Here is a 26,664-nt window from a genome sequence, read left to right on the forward strand (position 1 = left end):
GGCGTGGGTGCCGGTTAGTTCTGGTGTTTGTTGAACCGGAGGTTCACTCTTGATGCTTCCGGTGGTGTCGGATGACTTCCTGAATGATGAAATTCAGGAAAGCCTTGGCGAAATCGGGGTCCAGATCGGCCTCATTCGCCAGGTCTTCTAACCGTGCGATCTGCGCAGCTTCGCGCGAGGGATCGGACGGGGGAAGGTCGTGTTCGGCCTTGAGCTTGCCAACGGCCTGCGTGTGCTTGAACCGCTCGCCAAGCGTGTAGACGAGGATCGCATCCAGCCTGTCGATGCTTTCGCGATGCTCTTTCAACAGCGTGGCAGCCTGTGTCACGGGGTTGGTCATTGGCCGGTCCTTTCGGTGGTCAAGTCAATCTGCGGATGGCGCCAGATCTGAGCGTGCTTGCCCAGAAGTTCGGCATTCTCAAGCTCCAGCGTTGCACCAAGCCGTTCAGCCAAAGCGCGCGAACGATCATTTGCATGGGCGATGTAAGAGATCACACCGTTCAGGCCCTGATGCCGGGCGGCATGATCACGCGCAGCCGATGCAGCTTCAAAGGCCAGCCCCTTGCCTTCGGCTTCTTCCATCAGGGTCCAACCCAGTTCCGGTTCGGCCCAGCCCGGTACGTAGATCATTCCGGCCCAGCCGACGAATGTGCCGCCGGCCTTTTCGGTCAGGTGCCACAGGCCATAACCCCGCAACGCCCAATGACCCAGCCGGTTCGACAGAGAGTTCCAGCATTCGAACGAATCCTTCGGGCCGCCCACCATATGGCTGCGCTCGGTCGCGAAGAATGCGGTCATTGCGGGCAGGTCATCCAGATGCGGCGCGCGCAGGATCAGGCGTTCGGTTTCAATGGTGGGAATGGTGAAAGAGGTCATGCGTATGCCTCCATTCCGCCATTCACCAGATCCGAGGGCGCCGGGTGCCGCCAGATTTCGGATTTTCCGTACTTGGGGTGGTCATAGTGATACTCGAACTGCGCGCCCAGACGCTTGGCCACGGCCTTGCTGGCGTGATTGTCCAGGTCGATCAGTGAGATCGCGGTTTCCCAGCCCAATACATCATAGGCGTAGGCGCGTGCGGTCAGCGCGGCCTCGGTCGCATAGCCCTTGCCGGTGGCGTGGTTCAACAGGGTCCAGCCAACTTCGGGTTCCGGCCAGCCTTCGGGAAACCAAAGCCCGATCCGCCCGACATAGGTGCCGGTGTCTTTTTCATCGACGCTCCAATACCCATAGCCGCGCAAAGCCCAGTGCCCCAGCAGCGAGGCGACCACCCGCCAAACCTCATCCTTCCGCAGAGGGCCGCCGACGAACTTGGCCGCATCGCTTGCAAAGAAGGCAGTGTCCGCATCGACATCGGCCTCGGACGGCGCGCGCAGGATCAGGCGTTCGGTTTCCAGCGTCGGGATCGGCAACGCGAATGTCATGCCTGCACCTCGCGGTAGCGCCAGACATGCTGGGTTGGCCCAAAGGCGCTTTCTGCATCGGCATCACGCGCTGCGCCCAGTCGTTGGGCAAGCGCGTTCGAACGGGCGTTGGATTGCGAAACATAGCTTACGAACTGCCCCGATCCCAGCAGGTCAAATCCGAAATCACGCACGGCGGCGCAAGCTTCGGTGGCATAGCCCTGCATCCGGTGTTCAGCGCCGAACATATAGCCAAGTTCCGGTTCGTGATCGTCCCATTCCAAGCCCAGAACGACGAAGCCAATGGCCTGATCATTTCCTTTGAGCGTGACCGTGAACAGGCCGTGACCATGCAGAAGCCAGCCCGCGGTATAATAGGAAAACTCGGTCCACGCGGCTTGCGCGGTGTCACCAAAGCTGCCTTTGCAGATCGACGTCCACACCGGCAGGTCGTCCAGTGTGGGCACGCGCAGTACCAGCCGCCGGGTCTGAATGACCGGCAGGGCTGCGCGATATTGCGCTGCTGCCATCGCCGCCTTTCCGGACGGGGGCTGGGTACAGCGTGCGGGGGTCACTTTTTCTTTCCGAACCCGCTCAGGCCCGGAGGCAGACCCATGCCGCCGCCCAGACCGGGCATTTTGCCACCCATGGCCTTGGCCGCCTGCTCCAGCGCCTTGGGGTCCATGCCTGCGGCCATCTCCTCGGGGCTGGGGCCGCCTTTGCCGAACATGCCTTTCATGGCCTGTTTCAGCATCTTGCCTTTGCCCATCTTGCCCATCTTCTTCATCATGTCCGACATCTGCCGGTGCATCTTGAGCAGCTTGTTGAGGTCGCTGACCTCCATCCCGGACCCCGCCGCGATGCGTTTCTTGCGGCTGGCTTGAAGGATCTGCGGGTTGGCGCGTTCGCGCTTGGTCATCGACTGGATCATGGCGATTTGCTGACGCAGAATCCTGTCGTCCAGACCGGCCTGATCCATCTGCTTGGCCATCTTGCCCATGCCCGGCATCATGCCCATCATGCCCTGCATGCCGCCCATCTGGATCATCTGCTCCAGCTGCATTTTCAGGTCGTTCATGTTGAACTGACCCTTGACCATGCGCTTCATCATGCGCTCAGTCTGTTCCATCTCCATCGTTTCCTGGGCCTTTTCGACCAGGGCAACGATGTCACCCATGCCCAGAATCCGACCGGCGATCCGGTCCGGCTCGAAGGTTTCGAGCGCGTCCATCTTCTCGCCCAGACCGACAAAGCGGATCGGCTTGCCGGTGACTGCGCGCATCGACAGCGCCGCACCACCGCGCCCGTCGCCGTCCATCCGCGTCAGAACCACGCCCGAGATGCCGACCTTGGCGTCGAACTCTTCAGCGACCTCGACGGCGACCTGCCCGGTCAGGCCGTCAACCACCAGCAGCGTCTCGCGCGGGTCAACGGCGTTGCGGACCTGTTCGACCTCATCCATCAGGACTTCGTCGATGTGCAGACGACCCGCGGTGTCGAGCATGTACACGTCGTAGCCACCCAGCGTCGCCTGCTGTTTGGCGCGCTTGGCAATATCGACAGGTTTCTGGCCGGGAACGATCGGCAGGGTGTCCACTCCGATCTGGGTGCCCAGAACCGCCAGCTGATCCATCGCCGCCGGGCGGTAGACGTCCAGCGAGGCCATCAGGACCTTTTTGCCCTCTTTCTCTTTCAGACGTTTCGCCAGCTTGCCGGTGGTCGTCGTCTTACCCGAACCCTGCAAGCCGACCATCAGGATCGGTGCGGGCGGGTTGTCGATCTTCAGCGCGCCGGGGTCTTCCTCGCCACGCAGGGTGTCAACCAAAGCGTCATGCACGATCTTGACGACCTGCTGACCGGGGGTGATCGACTTGGTGACTGCCTGACCGGTGGCCTGGCTTTGAACTTTCTTGACGAATTCCCTTGCAACCGGCAGCGAGACGTCGGCCTCAAGTAGGGCAACGCGGACCTCACGCAGGGCGGTTTTGACGTCTTCCTCGGACAGGGCGCCCTGTTTGGTCAACCGGTCGAAGACGCCAGAGAGGCGTTCGGATAGATTTTCAAACATGCCTGCGGCCTCCTTAGCCGGTTCTGATTTGGCGCCCCTTAGATAAGGGCAGACGGGTCAATGCACAAACGCCCCCACGGGCGAAACTCGCTGGTGGGGGGCGATCCCTGAACGACTCAAGGGACCGGAAGATCGAAAGGCTTCCGGATGTTTGGCGATCATCTACGCCTCTGGGCCGTGTGAGTCAAGATAAGCTATGTGAGTGTCACATTGCGGGCTATTCTGCGTGATTGAAGCTGAGGGAGGGGGCGATGAAGAATGGTCTGCCGCGAAAGACGACCGACTATGTCGGCGAAGTGACCAACACCGATATATGGTCCGGATTCGAGATCCGGCCCAGCGACGTCTTTGTGTGCACACCGCCCAAATGCGGCACCACTTGGACGCAAACACTGGTGCGCATGCTCATCACCGAAACGGCCGACCCCAGTGTGTACGACAACAGGGTTTCACCGTGGCTTGATTGCAGCTTTCGCGACCGGGTGGCGCAGGCGGATGAACTGAGCGCGCAAAGCCATCGGCGCTGTATCAAGACACATACCCCGCTTGATGGCATCTTGTTCTCGCCAAATGCGCAATATCTGGTTGTTCACCGCCACCCGGTTGACGTTCATTTTTCAATGCGCCGCCATGTCGAGAATATGAAGCATGACTGGCTTGATTACCTGTTCCCCGACGATCTGTCGGAAGCTTTCGACATGTTTTTGAACCGGCCCGCGTCGTCCAAGGGCACAGATGACCTGACCCTCAGATCGATCATTCATCACTTCCATTCCTTTTGGATGTATCGCGACCTGCCAAACATCCATTTTCTGCACTATGCCGAGCTCAGCCGGGATCTTCCGGGACAGGTCGCGCGCCTTGCACGGATCATGGACATCGAAATTAACCCGGTTCTGGTCAAGGACATAGCCGGGGCCGGCAGTTTCGGATCGATGAAAAACAATGCCATACGTCTGGAGCAAACCCCCGGATTCACCAGCGGTTTTCACGACTTTGCGCAGTTCTTCTCTTCGGGCACAAGCAACAAGTGGGAAGGCAAGCTGACCGAGCAGGACATGGCGCGATATGACTCCTGCATGTCCCGGCTGGTCTCAGCCGAAGAACGATTGTGGCTGGAACGCGGCCTGACCTCTTAATTCGTCCCGACTGCGCGACGGTCTTGGCCGGGCTTAGATGGAAGCCAGTCATTCACCGCCTCGGCCAACCGGCGAGAGCCGGAGCCGCTGGAAAACGCTTCGACAATGGGATGGCGGCCCGCGCTCATGCCTTTCTCAAGAACAAGGACCGGGCGATACAGCGTCGAGGTGCCGTTTTTGCTTCGGGATGTCGTGCTTTCGATTTCTGCGTGGGACAGGTTGGACAGTTTGTGTTCAACCGCTTCGTAACCAAAAACCGATTGGCGGCGGATCAGGATACTGTCCTTGTTCCGATCCAGAATGATCTGAACCCGTCTTACGAAAACGCAAAACGTACCAAACCCAAGACCTCCTCCGCCAAGGGCGAAGATCAGGCCGAACCAGATGCCTTCGCCGCCCGTGCTCATCAGAAAAATACCGGGGCCGACAAAGGCCAGAATGAAAATGACCAGCGTGATACCGATGAACCAGGGCGTATTGGCGATGATCAGTTGGTTCGGGGTGTCTCGGGTCACTTTCATGGCGGTACGCTAGCACCGTTCCAACACCCTGTTCCAGTTTGTTTCATCACCGTCTTGCGTGAAATCAGGCTGAATCGCGCGGGGCAAGGACAGCACCGTCCTTGATCTCGGGCAGTGTGGTTGGCGGGGTCAAGGCCAGGTTCGGCACGCCAGACACTGACTGCGCCAGTGATGCGCGCGATTTTCATTCGGGCGGGTGTCACCCTGGCAATTGTATGTCCCGCGCTTGAATTCCAAGCTTTGTTGCGCGATGAGCAATCCCCAAAAAGCGAGGGCTTCATGGACGCTTCATCCACCTATCAGGACACGTTGCCGCTGAGTTCGGACGCATTGCTGGCGCAGATGGAAGATTGGGGGCTGACCTATCGCCTGCATACCCATGTGCCATTGCGTACGGTCGAGGATGCAAAGGCGGTCGAAGACCAGTTCATGACACCGGGAGAGAACGCGCTGAGGGTCAAGAACCTGTACCTGCGCGACAAGAAAAAGCGCAACTATCTGGTGACCTTGGAACAAAGTCGCGAGATTGATCTCAAGGCTTTGGGGGCCGAGTTGGGCATAGGCAACCTGTCCTTCGGCTCGGCGGACCGGCTGTTTCAGAATCTCGGCATACGCCCCGGCGCGGTCAGTCCGCTGGCGATGATCAACGGTGTTCAGAATGATGTCAGGTTCTTCATGGATGCGGCGGCACAGCAGGCCGAGGTGATTTACATGCACCCCCTTGTCAACGACCGCACCGTGGCCCTGAAGCGGGCCGACATGATGGCCTTTTTCGAGCGCATCGGCTGCGCGGTCACGTGGTTGCCCTGATTACATCAGCGCCTCTTTCAATGCGGCGGCAACATGCGCGGCTGACGGGTTGACGAACAGATGCCCGTCAGCTTCGAACACCGGATCGTCCAGGTGGTTCGGAAAAGCCAGTGGAAGCTCGGTACAGGCCAGCAGGATCGCGGTTCCGGGGCTGGCGTGCTTGTCGCAAAACGCCAGCAGACGAGCGCGGGCCGTGTCGGTTGCACCACCATAGAAATCACTGTCGATCATGGCCTGCATCTGGGAAATCTCGGGTTCGGGCAACCGTTCATTCGCGGTAATGCCTTCGGCGGCCAGTCGATCCGCATAGTTGGTGGCCTGCATCGTCACGGTTGTTCCCAGGACCAGAGCCCGTGATGCGCCGGTACCTGCCGTCGCCTCGGCGGTTGCGTCAAAGATGTTGAGGATCGGCATCGAGACACCCTGCCGTATCGCGTGAAGCCGCGCATGGGGGGTGTTGGACGCGATAATGCCAAAATCGCACCCGGCGCGTTCGAGAGTCAGCAGGGCGTCGCGGAACACCGCGTCAAAATCCGCCCAGCTTGCCTCATCACCGGCGACACCGCGCAGGGCGCGCGTTCTGGCCTGCGTAACGGATTCGATGGTCATCGGTGGGATTGGCAAAGGCGAACCATGGCCGCGTTCCGCGTGATAACGCCCGGCCCCTTCGGCAATCGCCCGGTAATAATCGACGGTCGAGGCCCAGCCCACACCGCCCAGAATGCCGATTTTCTTCATGTGGCCCATCCAGTCTGCCTGTTTGCTCGCATGCAGACTGGACGTTTCCACGCTCGTTGGCCAGAGGCGATCAGGCTGCAAGCTCCGCAACCGCCTTGTGGGCATTTTCCAGCGCCGCATCCGGGTTCACGGCCATCTGATCAGCGGCGATGACGTCGATGTCATGAATGCCGATGAAACCCAGAACGTGGCGCGCGTAATTGGTGGCGAAATCAGCTTCGGATCCGACGGGAACACCGCCCGATGCGATGGCCAGAATGGCACGTTTCCCTTCCAGCAGGCCTTTGGGGCCGTTTTCCGTGTAGGAAAAGGTCAGGCCCGCGCGCGCCACGAGGTCGACCCAGGCCTTGAATGCGGCAGGCACCGAAAAGTTGTAGATCGGCAGGCCGATGACGATGGTGTCGGCCTCTTGCAGTTCGGAAACGAGTTCGTCCGACAGGGCCAGCCGGTCGCGCTGTAGATCGTCGCGCTGCTCGGCGGGGGTGAAATTGGCGGCGATCCAGTCTTCTGTCAGCAGGGGCAGGGGGGTGGCCAGATCGCGGCGGATGATACGGTCTGCGCCCAGTTGCTTGACCACACGGTCAGACAGATCGCGCGTGGTCGAGTTCACGCGGCGGGCGGATGAGTCGATGTGAAGGATCGTTTTGGTCATTGTTTTGGTCCTTTTGGTCAGGGGAATCTTGTCCTGCGCCCAATATGATTGTTGCGTTGATGAACAAAACTCGGATACATCAACAGTTATTGTTGGAAATTGCACAGTGACGACATTGCCATGGATAATTGGGATGAAGTGAGAACCGCCTATCAGGTGGCACGCATGGGGACGGTCAGCGGCGCGGCAGAGGTTCTGGGTGTTCACCACGCCACCGTGATCCGTCACATTGATGCGATCGAGGCGCGATTGGGTGTCAAACTGTTCCAGCGCCATGCCCGTGGGTATACGCCGACCGAAGCAGGCGACGATCTGTTGCGTGTGGCCCAGGCGACCGAAGATCAGTTCAACCAGCTTGTCGGCCGGATGAAGGGACGCGGAGACGATGTCTCGGGTGAATTGGTCGTGACATCCCTGGGGTCTCTTGCCCCGTTGGTGGTGCCGACGCTCACCGCGTTTCAAAAGATGCATCCGGACCTGATCGTGCGATACCTGACGGGCGACCGGCTGTTCCGGTTGGAATACGGTGAGGCGCATGTGGCGATCCGCGCCGGATCGGCCCCTGATCAACCCGACAATGTCGTCCAGCCTTTCCGACAAGAGGAAGTTGGTCTTTATGCCAGCGCCTCGTACATCGAACGGTTCGGCAAGCCATCCGGAATCGAAGATTTTGCACGCCATCACTTCGTCAGTTCCGATGATGAGACCAGCCGCGCGCCGTTCACACGCTGGCTGCGCGCGACGGTACCCGCCGATCGCATCACCTTCCGCTGTACCAACAACTTCTGCATGCGCGAGGCCGTCCTGGCCGGTGCCGGCATCGGCTTCATGGCCCGTTGGGAGGCTGCCCGCCACGACAATCTGGTCGAGGTGATTGATCCGCTGCCGGAATGGTTCGGCAATCTGTGGCTGGTGACCCACGTGGATTTGCACCGCACCACCAAGGTACAGGCGTTCCTGAGCTTTCTGAAGGAAGAAGCCAAAGGCTGGCAGCCATGAGCCCGCAGATGCGTGGCCATCTGGCCATGCTTGCCTTTTCAGCCCTTGTGGCAGGCAGCTTTTCGTTGGGGTCCATGATCGCCAACGAAATCGCGCCAGCCGCCCTGAATGCGGTTCGCTTTGCGATTGCGGCTGCCGTGATTGGTTTGGCCGCACTGGCGACAACCGGCCTGCCGCGCAGCGCCGCGCAGGCCCCTTGGCGCTATCTGGTGCTCGGGGCTTTGTTCGCCACCTATTTCGTCCTGATGTTCTATGGGTTGCAAACCGCCCCACCTGTCAGTGCGGCGGCGGTGTTCACCCTGACACCAGTTGTCTCTGCCATGGCCGGTTGGGTCTTGTTGCGCCAGATCACGACTCCGCGCATGGCGCTGGCCCTGACCATTGGCGCTGTGGGGGCGCTTTGGGTGATTTTTCGGGCCGATTGGCAAATGTTCCGCGCCTTTGAAATCGGTGGCGGCGAAATCATCTATTTCTGGGGCTGCGTCGCCCATGCGATCTATACGCCCATGATACGCAAGCTGAACCGAGGAGAGCCCGCCGTGGTATTCACCTTCGGTACGCTGGTCGCCGGGTGTCTGTTGTTGGTCGTCTTCGGCTGGTCGGACCTGATGGCAACCGATTGGGCCGGGCTTCCGGCTATTGTCTGGATCGGTCTGTTCTATATTTCGTTATTTGCAACGGCAGCCAGCTTCGTGCTGGTGCAGTTTTCTTCTTTGCGGCTGCCGTCGGCCAAGGTCATGGCCTATACCTACCTGGTTCCCAGCTGGGTCATTCTGTGGGAGATTGCGCTGGGCAAAGGCGTGCCAACCGGTTTGATCCTGGGTGGTGTGGCGCTGACAATCATCGCCCTGCTGATGTTGTTGAAAGAGGAAGTCCCGCCCTCGGTGCCTGTTCGCCGCGCCGTGGAATAAGCCATGTCTTCGCTGGAAAAACCCGACAGATCCTAGATGCATTCCAGAGGTGGAATTTGTTGAGCCAGATCAAGGCGCCCCTGTGGGCCTTTCCATAACCTCTTTGGCAGGCAAATGGAGGAGATCATGTTCAAACATATCATGTTGCCGGTTGACCGGCATCTACCGCCCGAAGTTCGCAAAGCAGCCGATGTTGCCGCGCAGGTTGCAAAATGGCAGGGCGCCAAAATCACTCTGGTCAGCGTTACCGGGGCTCATATGGGTGAATCCTCGGAAACCGAGGCCGAGATCGACAAGGAGTTGGCGGAGTTCACCGAACAGTTGGCCGCAGAAAGTGGATCAGACGTTTCCATGCGCAAAATCCACTCGGTCGACGTTGCCGCAGAGGTGGACAGCGATCTGACCCGCGCGGCCGAGAAGATCGGCGCAGATCTGGTCATTGTCGGCACCCACGCGCCCCGGATCACCGACTATATTTTTTCCAGCCACGCCGGTTATCTGGCGAAACACGCCAGCATGTCTGTTTTTGTGGTGCGCTAGGCCTCGCCCGACTTTGGCAGTTCAGCTTCCAGAAACCGTTCGAACGCGTCCAGATTGACGGGCTCGAATTGTCCGAACCCCTGCATCCAGACCGAAGCGGTGCGCAAGGCGTCGGGTTCCAGCTTGCACCATTTTACCCGCCCGCGTTTTTCCTGACTGATCAGACCGGCCTTGGTCAGTATGACCAGGTGTTTGGAAATCGCCGCCAGCGACATCTCGAACGGTTCGGCCACATCCGTCACCGCCATGTCATCCTCCAGCAGCATCGCCAGAATGGCGCGGCGGGTGGGGTCGGCGAGGGCTGCAAAGACAGTGTCGAGATCGTTGGACATGCGTCCGCTCAACCATAGCTGCCGGGATTGGTCAACCATTTGGTTGAATATGTGGATTCAGGGCCTTGGCGGCGCAACGGTGGCCCTCGAAACCAATGACACGCCTTGTGACTTCCTAAAATCATAATACTTTCAATGCTTTAGGCTGCGTCAATGAGGGCATTCAAGGTCGTTGACTCTGGGCGCTTCGCGCCTTAGCACCATGCCCAAGATTGTACGAGGGAAACGCCCGTGACCGATGATGACCAAAAGCAGCGTATGGCGCAGCTTGAGGCCAAGATCGAAGCGGCGAAAAAGGCCAAAGCGCCAAAACCTCGTGCGGATGCTGACGTGTCCGGGGGCGAGCTTGCCTGGCGGATGGTCATCGAAATGGTATCCGGTCTGGGGATCGGATTTGGCATCGGATACGGGCTGGACAGCCTGCTCGGGACGATCCCGATCTTTCTGGTGCTGTTTACATTGCTGGGCCTTGTCGCGGGCGTGAAGGTTATGCTCCGCAGCGCGAAAGAGGCTCAAGAGAAACAAACGGCGGCAACGGCTGCCGAGAAGGACGAGAGGGACTGAACGTGGCAACCGAGACCACCGCAGCAGAAGGCAGCAGCCTGGTATTCCACCCGATGGATCAGTTCATCGTCAAGCCGCTGTTCGGCGACGGTGCAGTAGGCATGTTCACGGTCACCAACGTGACCCTGTGGTTGTTCTTTGCGGTGCTGGCCATAATCGCTCTGCTGGTGCTGCCCACTTCGAAACGCGCCATCGTTCCGACCCGTATGCAGTCGGTGGCCGAGCTGGCCTATGGCTTCATCTACAAGATGCTGGAAGACATCTGCGGCAAGGAGGGCGTGAAATACTTCCCCTATGTCATGACTTTGTTCATGTTCATCGTCTGCGCAAACTTCCTGGGGCTGATCCCGACCTCGTTCACCACCACGTCGCATTTCGCCGTGACCATCCCGCTGGCGCTGGCTGTGTTCCTGACCGTGACCGTGCTGGGTTTCGTGAAGAACGGCGCCGCATTCCTGGGCCTGTTTTGGGTCTCCAGCGCGCCTCTGGCGCTGCGCCCGATCCTGGCGCTCATCGAGCTGATCTCGTACTTCGTACGCCCTGTCAGCCACTCCATCCGTCTTGCCGGTAACGTCATGGCAGGTCACGCGGTTATCAAGGTTTTCGCAGGCTTCGCCGCGATTGCCGTGATCTCGCCCGTGTCGGTTCTGGCGATCACTGCAATGTATGGTCTTGAGGTCCTGGTGGCCTTCATTCAGGCCTACGTATTCACCATTCTGACCTGTGTTTATCTGAAAGATGCGCTGCATCCTTCGCACTAAGGTCCGATACCCCAACATCGAAACTTCCAATTCGTAAGGAGACACATCATGGAAGGCGATCTCGCACACATCGGCGCAGGCCTGGCAGCAATCGGTTCCGGCGCAGCCGCAATCGGGGTGGGCAACGTTGCAGGCAACTTCCTGGCCGGCGCCCTGCGCAACCCTTCGGCGGCTGCTTCGCAGACCGCAACCCTCTTCATCGGTATCGCGTTCGCAGAAGCCCTGGGGATCTTCGCATTCCTGGTCTCGCTGCTGCTGATGTTCGCCGTATAATCTGCGGAACCTGATCCTTACGCGCAGGTGGGTCCAAGCCATAGCGGCCCACCTGTTGTAAAGACACGTTTCCGACGGAGGATATCATGGCGACTGAACCCCTTACAAAAGAGGTAGCTGGCTCGTGCGTCGACTCCTATGGCTCTGCCATCGGGATGCCACAGCTCTGCTTCGATTGGTTCCCCAACCAGATTTTCTGGCTGGTCATTACGCTGGTCGTCATCTTTCTGGTCCTGTCCCGCGTGGCTCTGCCCCGCATCGCGGCAATCCTGGCTGAACGTCAGGGGACCATTACAAATGACCTGGCTGCGGCCGAAGATCTGAAGGCCAAGGCGGTCGAGGCCGAAGAGGCCTATAACAAGGCGCTGGCCGATGCCCGTGCCGAAGCGCAGCGTATCGCTGCCGAAGCACGTGCGGAAATCCAGGCAGGTCTGGATGATGCGATTGCCAAGGCGGATGCGGAAATCGCTGCCAAGGCGGCTGAATCGGAAAAGGCAATCGCCGAAATCCGTGCCGGTGCGCTGGAAAGCATTCAAGTGGTTGCCAAGGATACGGCGGCTGAACTGGTCACCGCACTGGGCGGCGAGGCAGATGCCAAAGCCATCAACAGTGCAGTAGACGCACAGACGAAAGGATAAGTGACATGCGGAACACTCTTGCCCTTATCCTGACCGTTGGTGCCGCCAGCCCCGCGCTGGCTGCAAGCGGCCCGTTCTTCTCGCTTGGCAATACCGACTTTGTCGTCCTTCTGGGCTTCATCGTCTTCATCGCGGTCCTGTTCTATTTCAAGGTACCCGGTATGATCGGCGGTGCGCTGGACAAACGTGCCGAAGGCATCAAATCCGAACTGGACGAAGCCCGTGCTCTGCATGAAGAAGCCCGCAGTTTGCTGGCCTCGTACGAGCGCAAGCAGCGTGAAGTTCAGGGGCAGGCCGATGCGATTGTCGCGGCAGCGAAGGAAGACGCGGCCTTGGCAGCAGAACAGGCGAAAGCTGACTTGGAAAAGTCGATCGAACGTCGTCTGGCCGCAGCTCAGGACCAGATCGCTTCGGCCGAAGCGTCTGCACTGAAGGAAGTGCGTGATCAGGCCGTTTCGGTTGCGGTTTCGGCGGCCAGCTCGGTTCTGGCAAAGCAAATGACCGCAGCGCAGGCCAACAAGCTGATCGATGCATCGATTGCAGATGTGGATGCCAAGCTGCACTGACGGGTGACCCCGACAGACACGTGATACAGACGACCCGAGAGCTTTTGGCTGTCGGGTCTTTTGTTTTTACCGTGCTTCTGTTTCTGTTGTTTGGAACACTCCGAATCCTACGACCTGCCGGGGATCAGGTTGATAGGAGCGCCCTGATGGGGGCGTGAAAACAACAGGGAAAGACAAGCGGTGTCAGGCAACGCAGTTTCGATGAATATTGTCGGCGTCGTCCGAAATGGCGGGTCGGCTCTGATCGACACGATCAACAGGATCGAAAACCTGTCTGCGCAGTTGCACCGGTTCACCGTCACCATTGCCACGAACGACAACACGGACGGTACGGATCAGGTGTTGTCCGACTATGCGGTGCAAAACAGGCATGTCGATATCCTGCGACTGGATGGTCTTGCGTCAAAATTGCCAAACCGGGTCGAGCGTATCACGGCGGCCAGAAATGCAGTTCTCAAAAAACTCGAGGATCAGGACAGGGATCTGGAGTTGACGCTGGTGTTGGATCTGGATGGTCCGAATACCTGCCTGGATGCTCAGGCGGTTCTGACAGCAGCACAGCGGGTCGCCCCGTTGTGGGAGGGCGTTTTCGCCAACCCCAAACCAGCATATGATGATATCCACGCCCTGCGTTGTTCGGGTTGGTGTGATGAGGACGTATGGCAACGCATTCAAAGCACGCGCAGGCCGCTGTTCGGGCGTCGCAAATGGCGCCGGTCTGTCATGAAGTCCGCTGTTTTTGACCGCCAGTTCCACATTCCTGCCGATACGCCCCTAATCCCGGTCGACAGCGCATTCGGCGGTGCCGGGTTGTACAAATCCCGCGCGCTGCGAGGGTTGCGCTATTCTTGCCGGGACGAAAAAGGCCAACAGGTGTGCGAACATGTAATGCTGCACAAACATCTGAGAGATCGCGGCGCAAGGCTGTTCATCGACCCGGCGCTGACGACACTGGCCGCTGAGGACCGTTTGGGGGAAGGCAGCGGCGCGCCGTTCCCCCGACATCTGCTGCCAGCCGCGTCGGGCGCTGCCTAGTCCCGGCCTTGCCCTGCCTAGTCTGCAAAATCGGGGCCGCGCTCAGCCCCGCCCGGTTTCGTGTTGCAGCCTTTGTTGCGCAATAGCTTCGTTTCGATCGGCCTTTTGCTGGTCCGCCATACAGCGTTCCACAAAATCCAAATGGCGTTCGATTGCATTTCGGGCGGCCAGGGGATCACGCTCTTGCAGCGCCGCATTGATGGCGCGGTGCTGGTCCAGGATAGCCTCGCGGGTGGCGCGCTGACGGAACATGGTCTGACGGTTGTAGAACACCCCCTGCACCAGAAGGTCATACATCGACCGCATCATGTGCAGCATCACCACATTGTGGCTGGCTTCGATGATGGCCATGTGGAATTCGGCGTCCAGCTGCGCCTCGTCATTCGCAGCGTTTCGGTTGTGGGCCGCCTGCATCTTGTCAAAGATCGCCTGAACGACCTTCAGGTCGCTGTCTGATCCCAGGCGCGCGGCTCGTTCCGCCGCCAGCCCTTCCATGTCACGGCGAAAGGACAGGTAATCGAATACAGCTTCTTCATGGCTGCCGAACAGACGGATCAGTGCCGGTGAAAAGGCAGAGCCCAGAACCTCGGCCACATAGATCCCGGATCCGGCTTTCGCAGTCAAAAGCCCCTGTTCCTGAAGGTCAGAAATTGCATCTCGCAGGGACGGGCGCGAAACGCCCATGCGTTCTGCCAACTCCCGCTCGGATGGCAGGCGCTCGCCGGGGCGCAGGATGCCTCGCAGGATCAAAAGCTCGATCTGGCGAACAACTGCGAGCGACAGCTTTTCCGTCTGAACTTTGTGAAATGGCATCTCATCTTCCGAAAGTGGTCAACTCATTTGACCATGGACGCCGGTACTGTTCAAGAATCCCCGGTCGCATCCGCTGATTAATTAGATCAGCAATATTGACCTTAATGGGGGAGAGCTTAGGCTGCACCGAATTGAGATCGGAGGAGCCTCATGTCCCAACACCCTTTGTTTGCCACCCGGGCCTCGCGAATGAAAGCGTCAGAGATCCGCGAATTGCTGAAGCTGCTCGACCAACCCGGCATCATTTCCTTTGCCGGTGGGATTCCTGATCCCGCATTGTTTCCCGCCGATGCGTTTGCACAGGCGTTTCAGCAGGCTATGGGGCCGGATTTTCAAGCGCAGGCGCTGCAATATTCGGTCAGCGAAGGCTATGTCCCATTGCGGCAGTGGCTGGCGCATCACATGCGCGAAATCGGGGTGTCCTGTGACATCGACAACATCCTGATCACCTCGGGGTCGCAGCAGGCGCTGGACTATCTGGGCAAGCTGTTCCTGTCCCCCGGCGACACGGCCCTGGTCGGGTGGCCCACTTATCTGGGTGCGCTGGCGGCATTCAACGCCTACGAGCCGCGCTTTGACCGGCTCAATGGCAATCAGGGGGCCAAGGAATACAAGGCCGCAGCGGGCGAAGGCGCAGTGAAATTTGCCTATCTGTCGGCGGATTTTGCGAACCCGACAGGAGAAACCGTGGACTTGCAGGGCAGAGAGGCTTTGCTGGATCTGGCCGAGGAACTGGATTGCGCGTTGATAGAGGACGGAGCCTATCAGGCTCTGCGCTATGACGGGGACCCGATCCCACCCATACTGTCATTGGAGCAGGCCCGCAAAGGGTCAATCGAGGACTGTCGGACGATCTATTGCGGCAGTTTCTCGAAAACGCTGTCGCCGGGTTTGCGTATGGGATGGGTCGTTGCGTCCAAGCCAGTCATTTCCCAGATGGTGCTGCTGAAACAGGCAGCGGACCTTCATTCCGCGACCATCAACCAGATGGCCGTGCATCAGGTGGCGCAGGCCTGTTTCGACACCCATATTCCGAAAGTACGAAACGTCTATCGCGCCCGTCGTGATGTGATGCTGAACGCGATGGAACAGCATATGCCTGACGGGGTGAATTGGACACGTCCCGAAGGGGGGATGTTCATCTGGGTCACGTTGCCCGAGGGGATGGTTGGCTCTGACCTGCTGGCGCGTGCGCTGGACACCGTCAAAGTAGCATTTGTTCCGGGGCAGGCGTTCTTCCCGGATGGCAGCGGGGCAAACACGATCCGTCTCAGTTTTTCGAATTCTGACGAGGCGACAATCCGCGAAGGTATTCGCCGGCTGGGAGAGGTGCTGCGGGCCTGATGTTCGGAAAGGTTCTGTTAACCAAAATGCTGCAACTCTGCGGCATGATCCGGTTTCTCGCTCCGCTCCTGCTGGCCGCCTGCGCCGCCGGGACCCCGCATTTCCGCGACGTTCCCGCCACGCGCGTGGCTGTGAATGGCAGTGTGTTCGACGTGCGTGTGCGCGGCGACCTGGCCGAGGCTGTGCGGATCAACGCGCAATACGCCCCTCGGCTGGGCCCGGTCCGGGATCGCGCCGCTTTGGCGATGGCGCAGGTTTCGGGATGTCCGATCCTGGACGTGCTGGGGGACGCAGCCGTGACCGTTGGGGTTTTGGGGTGTGACCGCGATGCGGGTGAGCGGCTTTTGCTGACGGCCGTCTCGACCCCTAATTACGAATGCATCGACTTTGGTCTTTATGAAAACGTCGGTGGGGAAAACGGGTATCAGGTCTTTGAATGCACCCCATATTGAGATGCGCGCGTTCTTGCGTATTTCGGCAAGATGTTGTGGATAACTTGGCGTGATATCCCATATCCTGCGCAACTCCGTTGACTCGGACCCCATCCCTTGCGCAGACTTCCAATGCACAGGAATCATGGGACACGCAGCCATTGCGTTTCAGCAAGCTCAAACTGACCGGCTTCAAAAGCTTTGTTGATCCGACCGATTTGATCATCGCGGACGGGTTGACCGGTGTGGTGGGCCCGAATGGTTGCGGCAAATCCAACCTTCTGGAAGCTTTGCGTTGGGTGATGGGCGAAAACCGCCCCAAATCCATGCGCGGTGGCGCGATGGAAGACGTGATCTTTGCCGGGGCCGCCACGCGACCCGCGCGCAACTTTGCCGAAGTTGTCCTGACGATGGACAACTCGGAACGTCTGGCACCGTCAGGGTTCAACGACAGCGATCAACTCGAAATCGTTCGCCGCATCACCCGCGATGTGGGCAGCGCCTACAAGACCAACGGCAAGGATGTGCGCGCGCGCGATGTGCAGATGTTGTTTGCGGATGCTTCGACCGGTGCGCATTCGCCCGCTTTGGTCGGGCAGAACCGCATTGCCGAACTGATCAACGCCAAGCCGCGTGCCCGTCGGCGCATTCTGGAAGAGGCCGCCGGGATCTCGGGCCTGTATCAGCGTCGCCATGAGGCCGAGCTCAAGCTGAAAGGCACCGAAGCCAACCTGACCCGCGTCGATGACGTGCTGGAGCAGTTGGGCGGACAACTGGCCCAGCTTGCGCGTCAGGCCCGTCAGGCGGCCCGCTATCGTGAAATTGGCGAACAGCTGCGTCAGGCCGAGGGGATGCTGCTTTATCGACGTTGGAAAGAGGCCGACATGGCCCGCCAGCAGGCCGAAGAAAAACTCCGTGAGCGGATCACCGAAGCCTCCCGTGCCGAGGCTGAAGCCCGCGCCGCCGCCGCAAAACGTGCCGAGATCGAGGAAACCCTGCCGCCGCTGCGCGAGGAGGAGGCCATTGCCGCCGCCGTGCTGCAACGCCAGCAGGTGCAGCGCGATCAATTGTCCGATCAGGAAACCCGCGCCCGTCAAACGATCGAGACGCTGACCAACCGGATTCAGCAGCTGGCCAACGATATCGAACGCGAAGCCGGTCTGAACCGCGATGCGGGACAAATGATTGAACGGCTGGAATGGGAAGCGCGCGAATTGGCCAAGGCAGCAGAAGGTCACGATGAGAAAGTGGCCGAAGCGGCGGAAATCGCCCGCGAGGCAGCCTCGATCTTACAGGAACGCGAAGACCACCTGTCGCAGCAAACCGAGGATATGGCCCGTCTTGTCGCCCGGCACCAGTCCGCCCAGCGTCTGGTCGAAGACAGTCGCAAGACACTGGCTCGATCCGAGAGTGAAGAAGAAGAAGCCCGGAAAGCCGTGGACGAGGCCAAGACGGCCCTGATCCGCGCCAGCGAGGCGTTTGAAGACGCCCAATCGGGCGAAGAAGAAGCCCGTGAAGCGGTGGAAGCCGCCGAAGAGGCGCTTGCCGCGGCGGATGAACTGCGCAACGAAACGCAAGCGCGCGAAGCCGAGGCCCGGGCAAGACGGTCCGAGGCAGAAGGCGAGCTGGGCGCGATCCGGGCCGAAACCACGGCGCTGGCCAAGCTGGTGGAGCGCGACACGGCGGAAGGCGGTCAGGTGCTGGACCTGCTGCGCGTCGAACCCGGCTATGAAAAGGCTTTGGGTGCTGCTCTGGCCGACGATCTTCGCGCGCCGCTGGTCGAGGGTGACGGGCCATCCGGCTGGGTGCAGGTGGCTGGATATGACAGCGACCAGCCATTGCCTGAAGGGGCCGAGCCTCTGGCGCTTCATGTATCGGGCCCCGATCGTCTCAGCCGACGCATTGCGCAGATCGGGTTGGTAGATGCGGATCAGGGCGGACGGTTGCAGGCATCGCTGAAGCCGGGCCAGCGGCTCGTGTCCCGCTCGGGCGACCTTTGGCGCTGGGACGGGTTCCGTGCCTGGGCCGAAGACGCGCCAAGTGCTGCTGCTTTGCGGTTGGAGCAGCTCAACAGGCTGGAAGCACTGAAACAGGACCTTGCCCGTGCCGAAGCACAGGCTGACGGTGCCCGGGCCGCGCATGAGGCGCTGTCTCAGCAATTGGCGGACGTGACCGAAGCAGACCGGCGCGCGCGTGAGGCCCGCCGTGCTGCTGATCAGCGCATGGCCGAAACCGCGCGCGCACTGTCGCGGGCCGAGGCCGACCGCAATCTGGCCCAGGGCAAGCTGGAAACCCTGACCCTCGCCGTTGACCGCCACAAGGACGACGCCATGGCCGCCCGCGCGCAACTGCGCGAGGCCGAAGCGGCTTTGGCCGGTCTGGGTGATCTGGACAGTGCCCGCGCGCAGGTCGAAGACATCAAGCAGACGGTCGAGGCGGCGCGGATCACCATGCTGACCCACCGCTCGACCCATGACGAGCTGCGCCGTGAGGGGGACGCCCGCACGCGTCGCACCCAGGAGGTCGCGAAAGATCTCAGCGGGTGGCGCCACCGTTTGGAAACGGCTGAAAAGCGGATTTCCGAACTTGCCGAGCGCAAGGAAAGTTCGGAAGAAGAGCTGACGGAGGCCATGGCCATGCCCGGCGAAATCGCCGAGGCGCGTGAGGAGCTGAACGAACAGATCGAAGCTGCCGAAGCACGGCGCGCCGAAGCCGCCGACAAATTGGCCGAAGCCGAGGCTATGCACCGTGAAATCGTTCTGGCCGAACGGGAGGCCGAGCGTCTGGCATCAGAAGCGCGCGAAAGCCGTGCCGCGGCCGAGGCGCGTTGTGACGCGGCCAAGGAAAGTGTTGTCGCGGCGGCCGAACGGATTGCCGAGGATCAGCAACTGACCCCAAACCAATTGCTGAACCAGCTGGACGTGAACCCCGACCAGATGCCAGCTGCGGACGTTCTGGAATCCGAAGTGAACCGTCACAAACGTCAGCGCGACGCGATGGGGGCCGTGAACCTGAGGGCCGAGGAAGACAGCAAGGAAGTTCAGGAAGAATTCGATACGCTCAGCAGCGAAAAAGCCGATCTGGAAGAGGCAATCAAGGCGCTGCGCAGCGGGATCGCTAGCCTCAACCGCGAAGGGCGCGAGCGGTTGCTGACTGCGTTTGAACAGGTGAATTCAAACTTTGCGATGCTGTTCAAGCATCTATTTGGGGGTGGCGAGGCCAATCTTGTGATGGTCGAAAGTGACGACCCGCTGGATGCGGGCCTTGAGATCATGTGCCAGCCGCCTGGCAAGAAACTGTCGACTCTCAGCCTGCTGTCGGGCGGAGAACAGACCCTGACGGCGACCGCGCTGATTTTCGGCGTCTTCCTTGCCAATCCAGCTCCGATCTGCGTGCTGGACGAGGTTGATGCGCCTCTAGATGATGCAAACGTGACGCGTTTCTGTGATCTGCTGGACGAGATGTGCCGCCAAACTGACACGCGGTTCCTGATCATCACTCACCATGCGGTGACGATGGCGCGCATGGATCGCCTGTTCGGTGTCACCATGCAGGAACAGGGCGTCAGCCAGCTGGTTTCGGTCGATCTGAAGAAGGCCGAACAGATGGTCGCCTGACCGCTCACTGCAAATTTATGACGATTGCGGCTTTATCGCGCTAACCTGAGCGCATGACGCGCTTTCTGATCCCCGCCCTCATCGCCGCCGGCCCTGTCTTTGCAGCCGACTGGCCCGTCAAAACCGGGGATACGCCCCTTACAGCCGCAGAGCTTGATGCTTTGGCGGGGCAGACGCTGACCTTTTTCGACGACGGACAGGCCAAATTCTCGGCCGGGGGCGCCTATTCCTATACATATGCAAGCGGAGATTCTGCCTTTGGAACTTACGCGATTGCCGATGATGGCAGCGTGTGCATCGCTTACCGCAATGGGTTCAGCCGATGCGATTTGTACGTACGCAACGGGGACAGGTTGATCCTGATTGACGAAAAAGGCGATCGGTATCCGGTGCGTAGTAAGTGAAATTGATCTGAGATTCTTGCAGTTTCTGCGCATTTGATAGGGGAAATCCGAAAAATCAGATAATGTATGGGAGAAAATCTGATAACCAAGGTGGTATTGTCCCGAAAATTTTCACTGACGGACGGAGACAGGCAATGTGCCGATTCTTGGCTTGGGTTGGGCGGCAGCGATACCTGGACGAACTGGTCCTTGAGCAAGAACAATCGCTTGTCATTCAAAGCCGAAATGCACTGATCGGAAAAACGCCGATAAACGCGGATGGGTTCGGTCTGGCATGGTATTCTGATCGTGATACGCCGTGTTTTTACAAGGACACCCATCCGGCGTGGTCCGATGCTAATCTGAAGCAATTGGCGCATCACACGAAATCCCGGCTGTTTCTGGCCCATGTACGGGCCTCGACCGGTACGGCGACCTCGCGCAACAACTGTCACCCCTTTGGCGTCGGCAGGTGGAGTTTCATGCATAACGGTCAGGCCGGGGGTCATGAAGGAATCCGGCAAGAGCTTGATGCCATGATCCCGGCGCATCTGTACCAGCATCGTATGGGCGCAACCGAGAGCGAGGCGATCTTTCTCATCGCTCATGGCGAAGGGCTGGACACCGATCCTGTGGGTGCAATGGCCCGTGCGGTCGGTCGGGTCGAAGCCCTTTCCAGGCGCCGCGGAGCATCACCCTATCTTCGGTTTGCCGCCTGCTGGTCGGACGGCAAACGGGTTTTTGCGGCCCGTTATGCCTCGGATCGGTTTGCCCCCAGCTTGCACTACAAGGCCTGCAAAGACGGTATCATCATTTCGTCCGAGCCATTGGATGCCAACAACGAGGGATGGCTCGAGATACAGCCCAACACGGCAATCGAAACCGAGGGTGCCACGGTGACGACGCACGCCTTTGCGCCCTGTGTTCCGCAGCAACGGGAATGGGTCGCGTAAGCGTGGTTGCCGCCTAAAGCCGGTTTAACAGATCCACTGTCGGCCATGCATCGGCCGGCAGGCCAAGCCGCTTCTGTTCCGCCTGCACGGCCGCCCGCGTGCCAGCGCCCAGGATCCCGTCGACCTTGCCAACGTCATACCCCTTGGCCTGAAGCTTGCTTTGCAGCTGCTTCATCTGTGCACCGTTCAGACCCTGTGCGGGATTGCCGGCATCATAGATCTGTGCCCCTTCCAGACGTGTCCCGAAATAGGCGGCGGTCAATACATAAACAAAGCTCTGGTTCCATTCGAAATAGACGTCGAAATTCGGATAGGCCAGAAAGGCCGGGCCCTGGTGCCCCTGGGGCAGGATCAGCGAGGCAGGCAGGTTTGCCAGCGACCCGCTGCGTGCCTGAACGCCCATGGCCTGCCAATCGGCCACCGACCGGGGCTTGCCGGGGCCGGACAGCGACCAGTCCATCTGCGCGGGCACCGTGACCTCTTGCAGCCACGGTTCGCCTGCGCGCCAGCCCAGATGCGACAGCATCTTGGCGCCAGACATCAGTGCATCGGGGGCCGAGGTTTTCAGGCGGACATGCCCGTCGCCGTCACCATCGACACCGTTTTCAAGAATGTCCTGCGGCAGCATCTGGACCATACCGATTTCGCCGGCCCATGCGCCCGTTGTGCGGGCCGGGTCGAAATCACCATTCTGATAAAGTTCGATGGCGGCGAAGATTTGAGGGCGGAACAGGTCGGGGCGACGGCAGTCATGGGCCAACGTCACCAGCGCATTGCGGGTGTTGAAGTCGCCCTGAAATGATCCGTAATCGGTCTCGAACGCCCAGAAGGCCAGCAACACCCCGCGTGAGATTCCGTACTGCTTTTCGATCCGGTCAAACACCGCGTCGTATTTGCGCGACATCGCCTGCCCGCGTTCGATCCGGTTTTGCGAAATCAGACGACGGGAAAACTCGATAAAGGGTTTCTGAAACACCCCTTGCGCCCGATCGGCCTTCAGCACGGCGCTGTCCTGCTGCACGCCTTTGAAAAACGCGTTCACGGTGGATTTGTCAAAGCCTTGCTGCGTGGCCTCGGCCTTTAGCCCTTTGACAAAGGAATTGAAGCCGCCACCACATTGGGCCAGGGCAGGTTGGGCAAACAGGGTGGCGGCGATCAGGCCGGAAAGAAAACGCATGACAAATGTCCGTCAGTAAATCAGGTCGATCCCAACCGACACCGACACGAGCCCAAGCGCAAGCCCCCAAACACGCCACAACATGCGACATGCGCGGAAAATGTCCAAGGCTCCGATTTCGCGCTGAGCATTGCCATTGACCCATGCCAGATCCCGCACCTTGCCGTCATAGCTGCGCGGCCCGGCCAGGGCGACGTTCAAGGCGCGGGCCATGGCGGCCTCGGGCCAGCCCGCATTGGGCGAGATGTGACGGTGCGCATCTGCCACGATTTCGCGCCAGCGCGACCACTGGCCCGACAGCGCCACGATCATCAGGCAGGTCAGGCGGGCCGGGATCAGGTTCATCAGGTCGTCGAACCGGGCCGAAGCCCAGCCAAACGCGCGGTACGTTTCATTGCGATACCCGATCATGCTGTCGGCCGTGTTCACCGCCTTGTAGACCAGCAGCCCCGGCAACCCGGCAATCAGAAACCAGAAAGCAGGCGCGATGACGCCGTCGCTGAGGTTTTCAGCGGCGCTTTCGATGGCCGAGCGTGCCACCTGTGCCTCGGTCATGTCCCGTGTATCGCGTGAGACGATCATGGCCACCCGTGCCCGCCCCTCTGACAGCGAGGCCATCAGCCCTTCGCCCACGGCGCGCACATGGGTGACCAACGATTTTTGCGCCAACAGGATCGCGCAGACCAGGATTTCAACCACCGGCCCTAGCAGAGACAAACCCCAGCCAAGCGCCCCTGCGCCGCCAACCAGCAGGACAAGCACACCCACCCCTTTTGAACGGCGCAGGGCCCCGTGGTTCAAGCGTGTATCCAGCCAGCCGATCAGGTTGCCGATCATCACCGCCGGATGCCTGATGCGCGACCAGAGCCAGTCGGGTTCCCCCAGTGCTGCGTCCAGACACATGGCACAGACCAGCATCAGGCCAGGGCTCACAGGGCTGCCTCCAACCTGTTCCATCCATCCTCGGGCGGGAGCCCAAGGCGCAGATAGGTTTCAGAATAGGGGAAGATGCGGCTCCAGATGTGGGACCGTGCCAGACGACCTTGCCAATGGGCGGCGTTGTCGACCTGATAAAGTCGGAACAGGCTGGTGCCGCCGATCACTTTGGCCCCTTTTCTCGTGACCAGCGCATCCAGCCTTGAGGCCTCGTCAGCCAGACGCGCATGCGTGGCTTCCGCCCAACGGTTGTCCATCAAAGCCTGTGTGCCGATCCGCAAGGCCGGACCGGATACCGACCAAGGGCCGGTCAGATCGTTCAACCGGCTGATCATATCCGGCCGTCCGATGGCAAACCCCAGCCTTACCCCGGCCAGCCCCCAGAATTTGCCAAAACTCTTCAGCACGATCACGCCGGGGCGGTCTGCCAGATGGATCAGGGACTTGTCAGGCATGACGTCGCAAAAGCTTTCGTCAATCACGGTAAGTGGTGCCGATGCGTCGCTTTCCTGCCAGATACGCCCGTCCGGGTTGTTTGGATGTACGATCACGCGGGCGTCGCTGGGCCCGTCTTGCCGTACCTTCCACCCCTGCGCCGAAAAGGCGGCGGCGTGTTCGTTATAGGTGGGCGGCGTGATCTGTACCGTACCCGTCGCGGCCAGAGCCGGCAGACGCGCGATGATCGCCGACGCTCCGGGCGCGGGCAGGATCGCGGCACGCTGCGGCACGTTCCAGAACCGGCGCGCGGCATCGCTGAGCCGTTCGAACGCCCCGTGATCCGGCAATTCGGCCCAATCCCCGGCCGACAGGCCAGACACAGGATAGGCATGGGGATTGATGCCGGTGGACAGGTCGATCCAGTCGGTGCGTTGCCCACCATATTTGACAATCGCCTTGTCCAACCCGCCGCCGTGGTCACGAACCGCGCGTGGATTCAGACTTTCATCGAATGTGCTCATCTGCTCTCTCTGCGAGAAATTACCGCTTTTTGACCGCTTCAAGCGGATTTTCGCCTCTTACACAAGCAAATCCGCCTGTTCACGGGCCTGTGGGGCTGCTGTTAACACTTTGTTAAGGAAATAACGAGATCACGGACCATGGGGGTCGGCACCACTCACCATACCAAGTGCCGAGGTTGTTGCAAATGAAAGTTCTGATTGTTGAGAGTAATCCCGACCTTGGTCGGGTCTGGAAAAGGCATCTGGAACGGCAGGGCGCCGAGGTCACGCTGGTCGAGACGCAGGAAGCCGCCATTCTGGCGCTGTACGGCACGGATTTCGAAATTATCGTGCTGGATCTGGTTCTGGAAACCGGCAGCGCACTGGCTGTGGCCGATTTCGCAAGCTATCGCCGCCCCCAGGCGCGGGTGATCTTTGTCACCAACACCACCTTCTTCTCGGATGGATCGATATTTGCCCACAGCCCGAACGCCTGTGCTTATGTGCAAAGCGAAACACCGCCAGAGGATCTGGCGGCGATGGTCGAGCATTACGCAGCAGGGCGCTGATCGCGGCGGTGCGGTTCTGTGTAATCCAGCACCGGGTTTACCGGAATGATCCGGTGCGGATTGATGGTGTCATGGCTGTAGTGATAGTGGCGCACGATATGGTTCATGTTCACCGTGGGCGCCACGCCGGGCCATTGGTGCAGTTCACGCGTATAGGCCCATAGGTTCGGGTAATCGATCAGGCGCCGCTTGTTGCATTTGAAGTGCAGATGATAGACCGGATCAAAGCGGATCAGCGTCGTAAACAGCCGCCAGTCAGCCTCGGTAATCCGATCCCCCATCAGGTAACGGTTCCGGGCCAGACGATCTTCCAGCCAGTCCAGCGTGTCGAACAACGGGCCCACGGCGGCGTCATAGGCCGCTTGCGAAGTGGCAAAGCCGGACTTGTAGACGCCGTTGTTGACGTCTGTATAGATGCGCGCGTTGACCTCTTCGATTTCATCGCGCATCGCTTCGGGCCAATAGTCATCGGTATTGCCGGTGACCCCGTCGAAGGCCGTATTGAACATGCGGATGATTTCCGAGCTTTCGTTCGACACAATGGTTTCCTGCCGCTTGTCCCACAGGATCGGCACGGTCACGCGCCCCGAATAGGCTGGATCGGCTTTGGTATAGATCTGGTGCGCAAAACCCAGCCCGTAAAGGTCATCTCCCGTCGCGCCGTGAGCGTCTGTTTCAAAGGTCCAACCCTGATTCAGCATGTCCGGATGCACGACCGACACCGAGATCAGATCGCTCAGCCCTTTCAACTCGCGAAAAATCAGCGTGCGATGGGCCCAGGGGCAGGCATAGCTGACGTAAAGGTGATAGCGCCCGGGTTCTGCTTTGAACCCGCCTTTGCCTGATGGCCCCGCCTCGCCGTCAGCTGTCAACCAATTGCGAAACCGCGCTGCGCTGCGCTTGAATGCACCGCCCGTGGATTTGGTATCATACCAGGTATCGTGCCATTTTCCGTCGACCAGCAGGCCCATGTCTTTTCCTCCGCATGTGCGTTTCGAAAAACATAGGGCCAGGGCTTGCATCTTCCTATGCGAGCGCCCGCGCAAATGCTCTGCATCCGCGCACAGTCGAGTTCGGGATTTCTGTGCAACAAACCTCGGCTGGATCGTGTTTCTGTGACGTGGTTCACTGGATTTTTACAACTTATCCCGCACAATAGAAGTCATTCACGGGGGAACGGATTAATGAGTACCTATGTTTCAAAGGAAATACGCGCCGAGTTGGACGCGGCCCGAATCGCCACATTGAAAAAAGCCAGCCGTTTACGGGTGGAGATGGGCGACAATACCTACAAAATACTCAAATTGTGGAAAGACGGTTTTACGGTTGAGGCGGAAACCACGCCGCGCCTGCGCGGGCTTGTCGATATCTTTGACGGGGCCAACCACCTCTATCAATGCCTCATCGTCGCGGATGAGGATGAAGGCGGTGAGATGCGGTATGAATTCAAACGCAGCACGGCCGCCCATGACAGCGCGCCGCTTGACTTTTACCGCGCGCCCGATGCGCCGATCGCCCTGCTGGGGCGTGACGACTAGGGGCGAATTTCAACC

32 protein-coding genes are annotated in these 26,664 nt (G+C 59.8%); 18 read left to right on the plus strand and 14 right to left on the minus strand.

Annotated elements, in window-relative coordinates; all coding sequences use genetic code 11:
* Positions 1-43: 43 nt before the first annotated feature.
* Genes GS605_RS17605 through ffh form a run of 5 tightly spaced genes read right to left on the minus strand, consistent with a single transcriptional unit; the run spans position 44 to position 3,471 of the window.
* Entirely contained in the window at positions 44-340 is a 297-nt protein-coding gene (locus GS605_RS17605) for a chorismate mutase (protein ID WP_170344783.1), read from the minus strand.
* Positions 337-876, minus strand: a complete 540-nt coding sequence (locus GS605_RS17610) for a GNAT family N-acetyltransferase (protein WP_171724827.1) — start codon at positions 874-876, stop codon at positions 337-339. The genes GS605_RS17605 and GS605_RS17610 overlap by 4 nt, the downstream gene beginning before the upstream one ends.
* Entirely contained in the window at positions 873-1,424 is a 552-nt protein-coding gene (locus GS605_RS17615) for a GNAT family N-acetyltransferase (RefSeq protein WP_171724828.1), read from the minus strand. Before GS605_RS17615 ends, GS605_RS17610 begins: the two co-directional genes overlap by 4 nt.
* A complete protein-coding gene (locus tag GS605_RS17620; protein ID WP_171724829.1) occupies positions 1,421-1,933 on the minus strand; it encodes a GNAT family N-acetyltransferase in 513 nt (170 codons plus the stop codon). Before GS605_RS17620 ends, GS605_RS17615 begins: the two co-directional genes overlap by 4 nt.
* Positions 1,934-1,974: 41 nt before the next feature.
* Complete coding sequence (gene ffh, locus GS605_RS17625; RefSeq protein WP_171120316.1) at positions 1,975-3,471, minus strand: signal recognition particle protein; 1,497 nt, start codon at positions 3,469-3,471, stop codon at positions 1,975-1,977.
* 251 nt (positions 3,472-3,722) lie between these two features.
* Between ffh and GS605_RS17630 the strand changes: the two genes are divergently transcribed.
* Complete coding sequence (locus GS605_RS17630) at positions 3,723-4,610, plus strand: sulfotransferase domain-containing protein (RefSeq protein WP_171724830.1); 888 nt, start codon at positions 3,723-3,725, stop codon at positions 4,608-4,610.
* Here GS605_RS17630 and GS605_RS17635 read toward each other — a convergent pair.
* Complete coding sequence (locus GS605_RS17635) at positions 4,607-5,131, minus strand: hypothetical protein (RefSeq protein ID WP_171724831.1); 525 nt, start codon at positions 5,129-5,131, stop codon at positions 4,607-4,609. The genes GS605_RS17630 and GS605_RS17635 overlap by 4 nt on opposite strands.
* Before the next feature lie 279 nt (positions 5,132-5,410).
* Between GS605_RS17635 and GS605_RS17640 the strand changes: the two genes are divergently transcribed.
* Positions 5,411-5,941 (plus strand): prolyl-tRNA synthetase associated domain-containing protein, encoded by a 531-nt coding sequence (locus GS605_RS17640; RefSeq protein WP_171724832.1) that lies wholly within the window; start codon positions 5,411-5,413, stop codon positions 5,939-5,941.
* Here GS605_RS17640 and GS605_RS17645 read toward each other — a convergent pair whose 3' ends face one another.
* Both GS605_RS17645 and GS605_RS17650 read right to left on the minus strand, forming a co-directional pair.
* Positions 5,942-6,679, minus strand: coding sequence for an aspartate/glutamate racemase family protein (locus GS605_RS17645; RefSeq protein WP_171724833.1), 738 nt, complete (start codon positions 6,677-6,679; stop codon positions 5,942-5,944). It lies immediately after the preceding gene.
* Positions 6,680-6,749: 70 nt separating this feature from the next.
* Positions 6,750-7,331, minus strand: coding sequence for an FMN-dependent NADH-azoreductase (locus tag GS605_RS17650; protein ID WP_171724834.1), 582 nt, complete (start codon positions 7,329-7,331; stop codon positions 6,750-6,752).
* A gap of 120 nt (positions 7,332-7,451) precedes the next feature.
* On the opposite strand from GS605_RS17650, the gene GS605_RS17655 reads away from it, so the two are divergent.
* From GS605_RS17655 to GS605_RS17665, 3 genes are all read left to right on the plus strand, one after another.
* Entirely contained in the window at positions 7,452-8,330 is an 879-nt protein-coding gene (locus GS605_RS17655; protein ID WP_152457042.1) for a LysR family transcriptional regulator, read from the plus strand.
* Positions 8,327-9,241: a DMT family transporter gene (locus tag GS605_RS17660; RefSeq protein WP_171724835.1), complete on the plus strand. Its 915-nt coding sequence runs from the start codon at positions 8,327-8,329 to the stop codon at positions 9,239-9,241. Before GS605_RS17655 ends, GS605_RS17660 begins: the two co-directional genes overlap by 4 nt.
* A 126-nt stretch (positions 9,242-9,367) precedes the next feature.
* On the plus strand, positions 9,368-9,781 hold the full coding sequence (locus GS605_RS17665) for a universal stress protein (RefSeq protein ID WP_171724836.1): 414 nt from the start codon (positions 9,368-9,370) through the stop codon (positions 9,779-9,781).
* Here the strand turns inward: GS605_RS17665 and GS605_RS17670 are convergent.
* Positions 9,778-10,113, minus strand: coding sequence for a metalloregulator ArsR/SmtB family transcription factor (locus tag GS605_RS17670; protein WP_171724837.1), 336 nt, complete (start codon positions 10,111-10,113; stop codon positions 9,778-9,780). The two genes, GS605_RS17665 and GS605_RS17670, sit on opposite strands and share 4 nt — an antisense overlap.
* Before the next feature lie 231 nt (positions 10,114-10,344).
* Here GS605_RS17670 and GS605_RS17675 point away from each other — a divergent pair, with 231 nt between their 5' ends.
* The 6 genes from GS605_RS17675 (at position 10,345) to GS605_RS17700 (ending at position 13,950) form a co-directional block, all read left to right on the plus strand.
* Entirely contained in the window at positions 10,345-10,677 is a 333-nt protein-coding gene (locus tag GS605_RS17675) for an AtpZ/AtpI family protein (RefSeq protein WP_171637611.1), read from the plus strand.
* 2 nt (positions 10,678-10,679) lie between these two features.
* Positions 10,680-11,438: a F0F1 ATP synthase subunit A gene (locus GS605_RS17680; RefSeq protein WP_171637610.1), complete on the plus strand. Its 759-nt coding sequence runs from the start codon at positions 10,680-10,682 to the stop codon at positions 11,436-11,438.
* Positions 11,439-11,486: 48 nt separating this feature from the next.
* The gene (locus tag GS605_RS17685) at positions 11,487-11,711 is read left to right on the plus strand and encodes a F0F1 ATP synthase subunit C (RefSeq protein ID WP_005981269.1); all 225 of its coding nucleotides are present in this window, start codon (positions 11,487-11,489) and stop codon (positions 11,709-11,711) included.
* An 86-nt stretch (positions 11,712-11,797) separates the two neighbouring features.
* Positions 11,798-12,349, plus strand: a complete 552-nt coding sequence (locus tag GS605_RS17690; protein WP_171120301.1) for a F0F1 ATP synthase subunit B' — start codon at positions 11,798-11,800, stop codon at positions 12,347-12,349.
* 5 nt (positions 12,350-12,354) lie between these two features.
* A complete protein-coding gene (locus GS605_RS17695) occupies positions 12,355-12,915 on the plus strand; it encodes a F0F1 ATP synthase subunit B (protein WP_152457049.1) in 561 nt (186 codons plus the stop codon).
* A 201-nt stretch (positions 12,916-13,116) separates the two neighbouring features.
* Positions 13,117-13,950 (plus strand): hypothetical protein, encoded by an 834-nt coding sequence (locus tag GS605_RS17700; RefSeq protein WP_171724838.1) that lies wholly within the window; start codon positions 13,117-13,119, stop codon positions 13,948-13,950.
* A gap of 42 nt (positions 13,951-13,992) precedes the next feature.
* Here GS605_RS17700 and GS605_RS17705 read toward each other — a convergent pair whose 3' ends face one another.
* On the minus strand, positions 13,993-14,763 hold the full coding sequence (locus GS605_RS17705; RefSeq protein ID WP_152457051.1) for a FadR/GntR family transcriptional regulator: 771 nt from the start codon (positions 14,761-14,763) through the stop codon (positions 13,993-13,995).
* 150 nt (positions 14,764-14,913) lie between these two features.
* Between GS605_RS17705 and GS605_RS17710 the strand changes: the two genes are divergently transcribed.
* From GS605_RS17710 to GS605_RS17730, 5 genes are all read left to right on the plus strand, one after another.
* A complete protein-coding gene (locus tag GS605_RS17710; RefSeq protein WP_171724839.1) occupies positions 14,914-16,107 on the plus strand; it encodes a PLP-dependent aminotransferase family protein in 1,194 nt (397 codons plus the stop codon).
* Positions 16,107-16,559 (plus strand): hypothetical protein, encoded by a 453-nt coding sequence (locus tag GS605_RS17715; RefSeq protein WP_245218195.1) that lies wholly within the window; start codon positions 16,107-16,109, stop codon positions 16,557-16,559. The genes GS605_RS17710 and GS605_RS17715 overlap by 1 nt, the downstream gene beginning before the upstream one ends.
* Positions 16,560-16,699: 140 nt before the next feature.
* Positions 16,700-20,155: a chromosome segregation SMC family protein gene (locus GS605_RS17720; RefSeq protein WP_171724840.1), complete on the plus strand. Its 3,456-nt coding sequence runs from the start codon at positions 16,700-16,702 to the stop codon at positions 20,153-20,155.
* Positions 20,156-20,208: 53 nt separating this feature from the next.
* Positions 20,209-20,559: a hypothetical protein gene (locus GS605_RS17725; RefSeq protein ID WP_171637600.1), complete on the plus strand. Its 351-nt coding sequence runs from the start codon at positions 20,209-20,211 to the stop codon at positions 20,557-20,559.
* A gap of 134 nt (positions 20,560-20,693) precedes the next feature.
* Entirely contained in the window at positions 20,694-21,491 is a 798-nt protein-coding gene (locus GS605_RS17730) for a class II glutamine amidotransferase (RefSeq protein WP_171724841.1), read from the plus strand.
* Between the two features lie 13 nt (positions 21,492-21,504).
* Here the strand turns inward: GS605_RS17730 and GS605_RS17735 are convergent, their stop codons facing one another.
* From GS605_RS17735 to cobD, 3 genes are read right to left on the minus strand one after another with little or no spacing between them, the layout of a single operon-like run.
* Positions 21,505-22,668, minus strand: a complete 1,164-nt coding sequence (locus GS605_RS17735; RefSeq protein ID WP_171637596.1) for a lytic murein transglycosylase — start codon at positions 22,666-22,668, stop codon at positions 21,505-21,507.
* Between the two features lie 12 nt (positions 22,669-22,680).
* On the minus strand, positions 22,681-23,601 hold the full coding sequence (cbiB, locus tag GS605_RS17740; protein ID WP_171724842.1) for an adenosylcobinamide-phosphate synthase CbiB: 921 nt from the start codon (positions 23,599-23,601) through the stop codon (positions 22,681-22,683).
* Positions 23,598-24,563: a threonine-phosphate decarboxylase CobD gene (gene cobD / locus GS605_RS17745; RefSeq protein ID WP_171724843.1), complete on the minus strand. Its 966-nt coding sequence runs from the start codon at positions 24,561-24,563 to the stop codon at positions 23,598-23,600. Before cobD ends, cbiB begins: the two co-directional genes overlap by 4 nt.
* A 185-nt stretch (positions 24,564-24,748) precedes the next feature.
* Here cobD and GS605_RS17750 point away from each other — a divergent pair, with 185 nt between their 5' ends.
* On the plus strand, positions 24,749-25,111 hold the full coding sequence (locus GS605_RS17750) for a response regulator transcription factor (RefSeq protein WP_117869888.1): 363 nt from the start codon (positions 24,749-24,751) through the stop codon (positions 25,109-25,111).
* Here the strand turns inward: GS605_RS17750 and GS605_RS17755 are convergent.
* Entirely contained in the window at positions 25,093-26,082 is a 990-nt protein-coding gene (locus GS605_RS17755) for a glutathione S-transferase family protein (protein ID WP_171724844.1), read from the minus strand. The genes GS605_RS17750 and GS605_RS17755 overlap by 19 nt on opposite strands.
* Positions 26,083-26,295: 213 nt before the next feature.
* On the opposite strand from GS605_RS17755, the gene GS605_RS17760 reads away from it, so the two are divergent.
* Positions 26,296-26,649 carry a hypothetical protein gene (locus GS605_RS17760; protein WP_171169191.1) on the plus strand — a complete coding sequence of 118 codons (354 nt, stop codon included), beginning with the start codon at positions 26,296-26,298 and terminating at the stop codon, positions 26,647-26,649.
* Positions 26,650-26,664 lie beyond the last annotated feature (15 nt).

The sequence above is a fragment of the Ruegeria sp. HKCCD7559 genome (assembly GCF_013110575.1).
Lineage (GTDB): Bacteria > Pseudomonadota > Alphaproteobacteria > Rhodobacterales > Rhodobacteraceae > Ruegeria.

Coding starts and splice junctions, on each gene's coding strand:
- GS605_RS17605 (WP_170344783.1), bottom strand. CDS start 340: ATGACCAACCCCGTGACACAGGCTGCCACGCTGTTGAAAGAGCATCGC.
- GS605_RS17610 (WP_171724827.1), bottom strand. CDS start 876: ATGACCTCTTTCACCATTCCCACCATTGAAACCGAACGCCTGATCCTG.
- GS605_RS17615 (WP_171724828.1), bottom strand. CDS start 1,424: ATGACATTCGCGTTGCCGATCCCGACGCTGGAAACCGAACGCCTGATC.
- GS605_RS17620 (WP_171724829.1), bottom strand. CDS start 1,933: ATGGCAGCAGCGCAATATCGCGCAGCCCTGCCGGTCATTCAGACCCGG.
- ffh (WP_171120316.1), bottom strand. CDS start 3,471: ATGTTTGAAAATCTATCCGAACGCCTCTCTGGCGTCTTCGACCGGTTG.
- GS605_RS17630 (WP_171724830.1), top strand. CDS start 3,723: ATGAAGAATGGTCTGCCGCGAAAGACGACCGACTATGTCGGCGAAGTG.
- GS605_RS17635 (WP_171724831.1), bottom strand. CDS start 5,131: ATGAAAGTGACCCGAGACACCCCGAACCAACTGATCATCGCCAATACG.
- GS605_RS17640 (WP_171724832.1), top strand. CDS start 5,411: ATGGACGCTTCATCCACCTATCAGGACACGTTGCCGCTGAGTTCGGAC.
- GS605_RS17645 (WP_171724833.1), bottom strand. CDS start 6,679: ATGAAGAAAATCGGCATTCTGGGCGGTGTGGGCTGGGCCTCGACCGTC.
- GS605_RS17650 (WP_171724834.1), bottom strand. CDS start 7,331: ATGACCAAAACGATCCTTCACATCGACTCATCCGCCCGCCGCGTGAAC.
- GS605_RS17655 (WP_152457042.1), top strand. CDS start 7,452: ATGGATAATTGGGATGAAGTGAGAACCGCCTATCAGGTGGCACGCATG.
- GS605_RS17660 (WP_171724835.1), top strand. CDS start 8,327: ATGAGCCCGCAGATGCGTGGCCATCTGGCCATGCTTGCCTTTTCAGCC.
- GS605_RS17665 (WP_171724836.1), top strand. CDS start 9,368: ATGTTCAAACATATCATGTTGCCGGTTGACCGGCATCTACCGCCCGAA.
- GS605_RS17670 (WP_171724837.1), bottom strand. CDS start 10,113: ATGTCCAACGATCTCGACACTGTCTTTGCAGCCCTCGCCGACCCCACC.
- GS605_RS17685 (WP_005981269.1), top strand. CDS start 11,487: ATGGAAGGCGATCTCGCACACATCGGCGCAGGCCTGGCAGCAATCGGT.
- GS605_RS17690 (WP_171120301.1), top strand. CDS start 11,798: ATGGCGACTGAACCCCTTACAAAAGAGGTAGCTGGCTCGTGCGTCGAC.
- GS605_RS17695 (WP_152457049.1), top strand. CDS start 12,355: ATGCGGAACACTCTTGCCCTTATCCTGACCGTTGGTGCCGCCAGCCCC.
- GS605_RS17700 (WP_171724838.1), top strand. CDS start 13,117: ATGAATATTGTCGGCGTCGTCCGAAATGGCGGGTCGGCTCTGATCGAC.
- GS605_RS17705 (WP_152457051.1), bottom strand. CDS start 14,763: ATGCCATTTCACAAAGTTCAGACGGAAAAGCTGTCGCTCGCAGTTGTT.
- GS605_RS17710 (WP_171724839.1), top strand. CDS start 14,914: ATGTCCCAACACCCTTTGTTTGCCACCCGGGCCTCGCGAATGAAAGCG.
- GS605_RS17715 (WP_245218195.1), top strand. CDS start 16,107: ATGTTCGGAAAGGTTCTGTTAACCAAAATGCTGCAACTCTGCGGCATG.
- GS605_RS17725 (WP_171637600.1), top strand. CDS start 20,209: ATGACGCGCTTTCTGATCCCCGCCCTCATCGCCGCCGGCCCTGTCTTT.
- GS605_RS17730 (WP_171724841.1), top strand. CDS start 20,694: ATGTGCCGATTCTTGGCTTGGGTTGGGCGGCAGCGATACCTGGACGAA.
- GS605_RS17735 (WP_171637596.1), bottom strand. CDS start 22,668: ATGCGTTTTCTTTCCGGCCTGATCGCCGCCACCCTGTTTGCCCAACCT.
- cobD (WP_171724843.1), bottom strand. CDS start 24,563: ATGAGCACATTCGATGAAAGTCTGAATCCACGCGCGGTTCGTGACCAC.
- GS605_RS17750 (WP_117869888.1), top strand. CDS start 24,749: ATGAAAGTTCTGATTGTTGAGAGTAATCCCGACCTTGGTCGGGTCTGG.
- GS605_RS17755 (WP_171724844.1), bottom strand. CDS start 26,082: ATGGGCCTGCTGGTCGACGGAAAATGGCACGATACCTGGTATGATACC.
- GS605_RS17760 (WP_171169191.1), top strand. CDS start 26,296: ATGAGTACCTATGTTTCAAAGGAAATACGCGCCGAGTTGGACGCGGCC.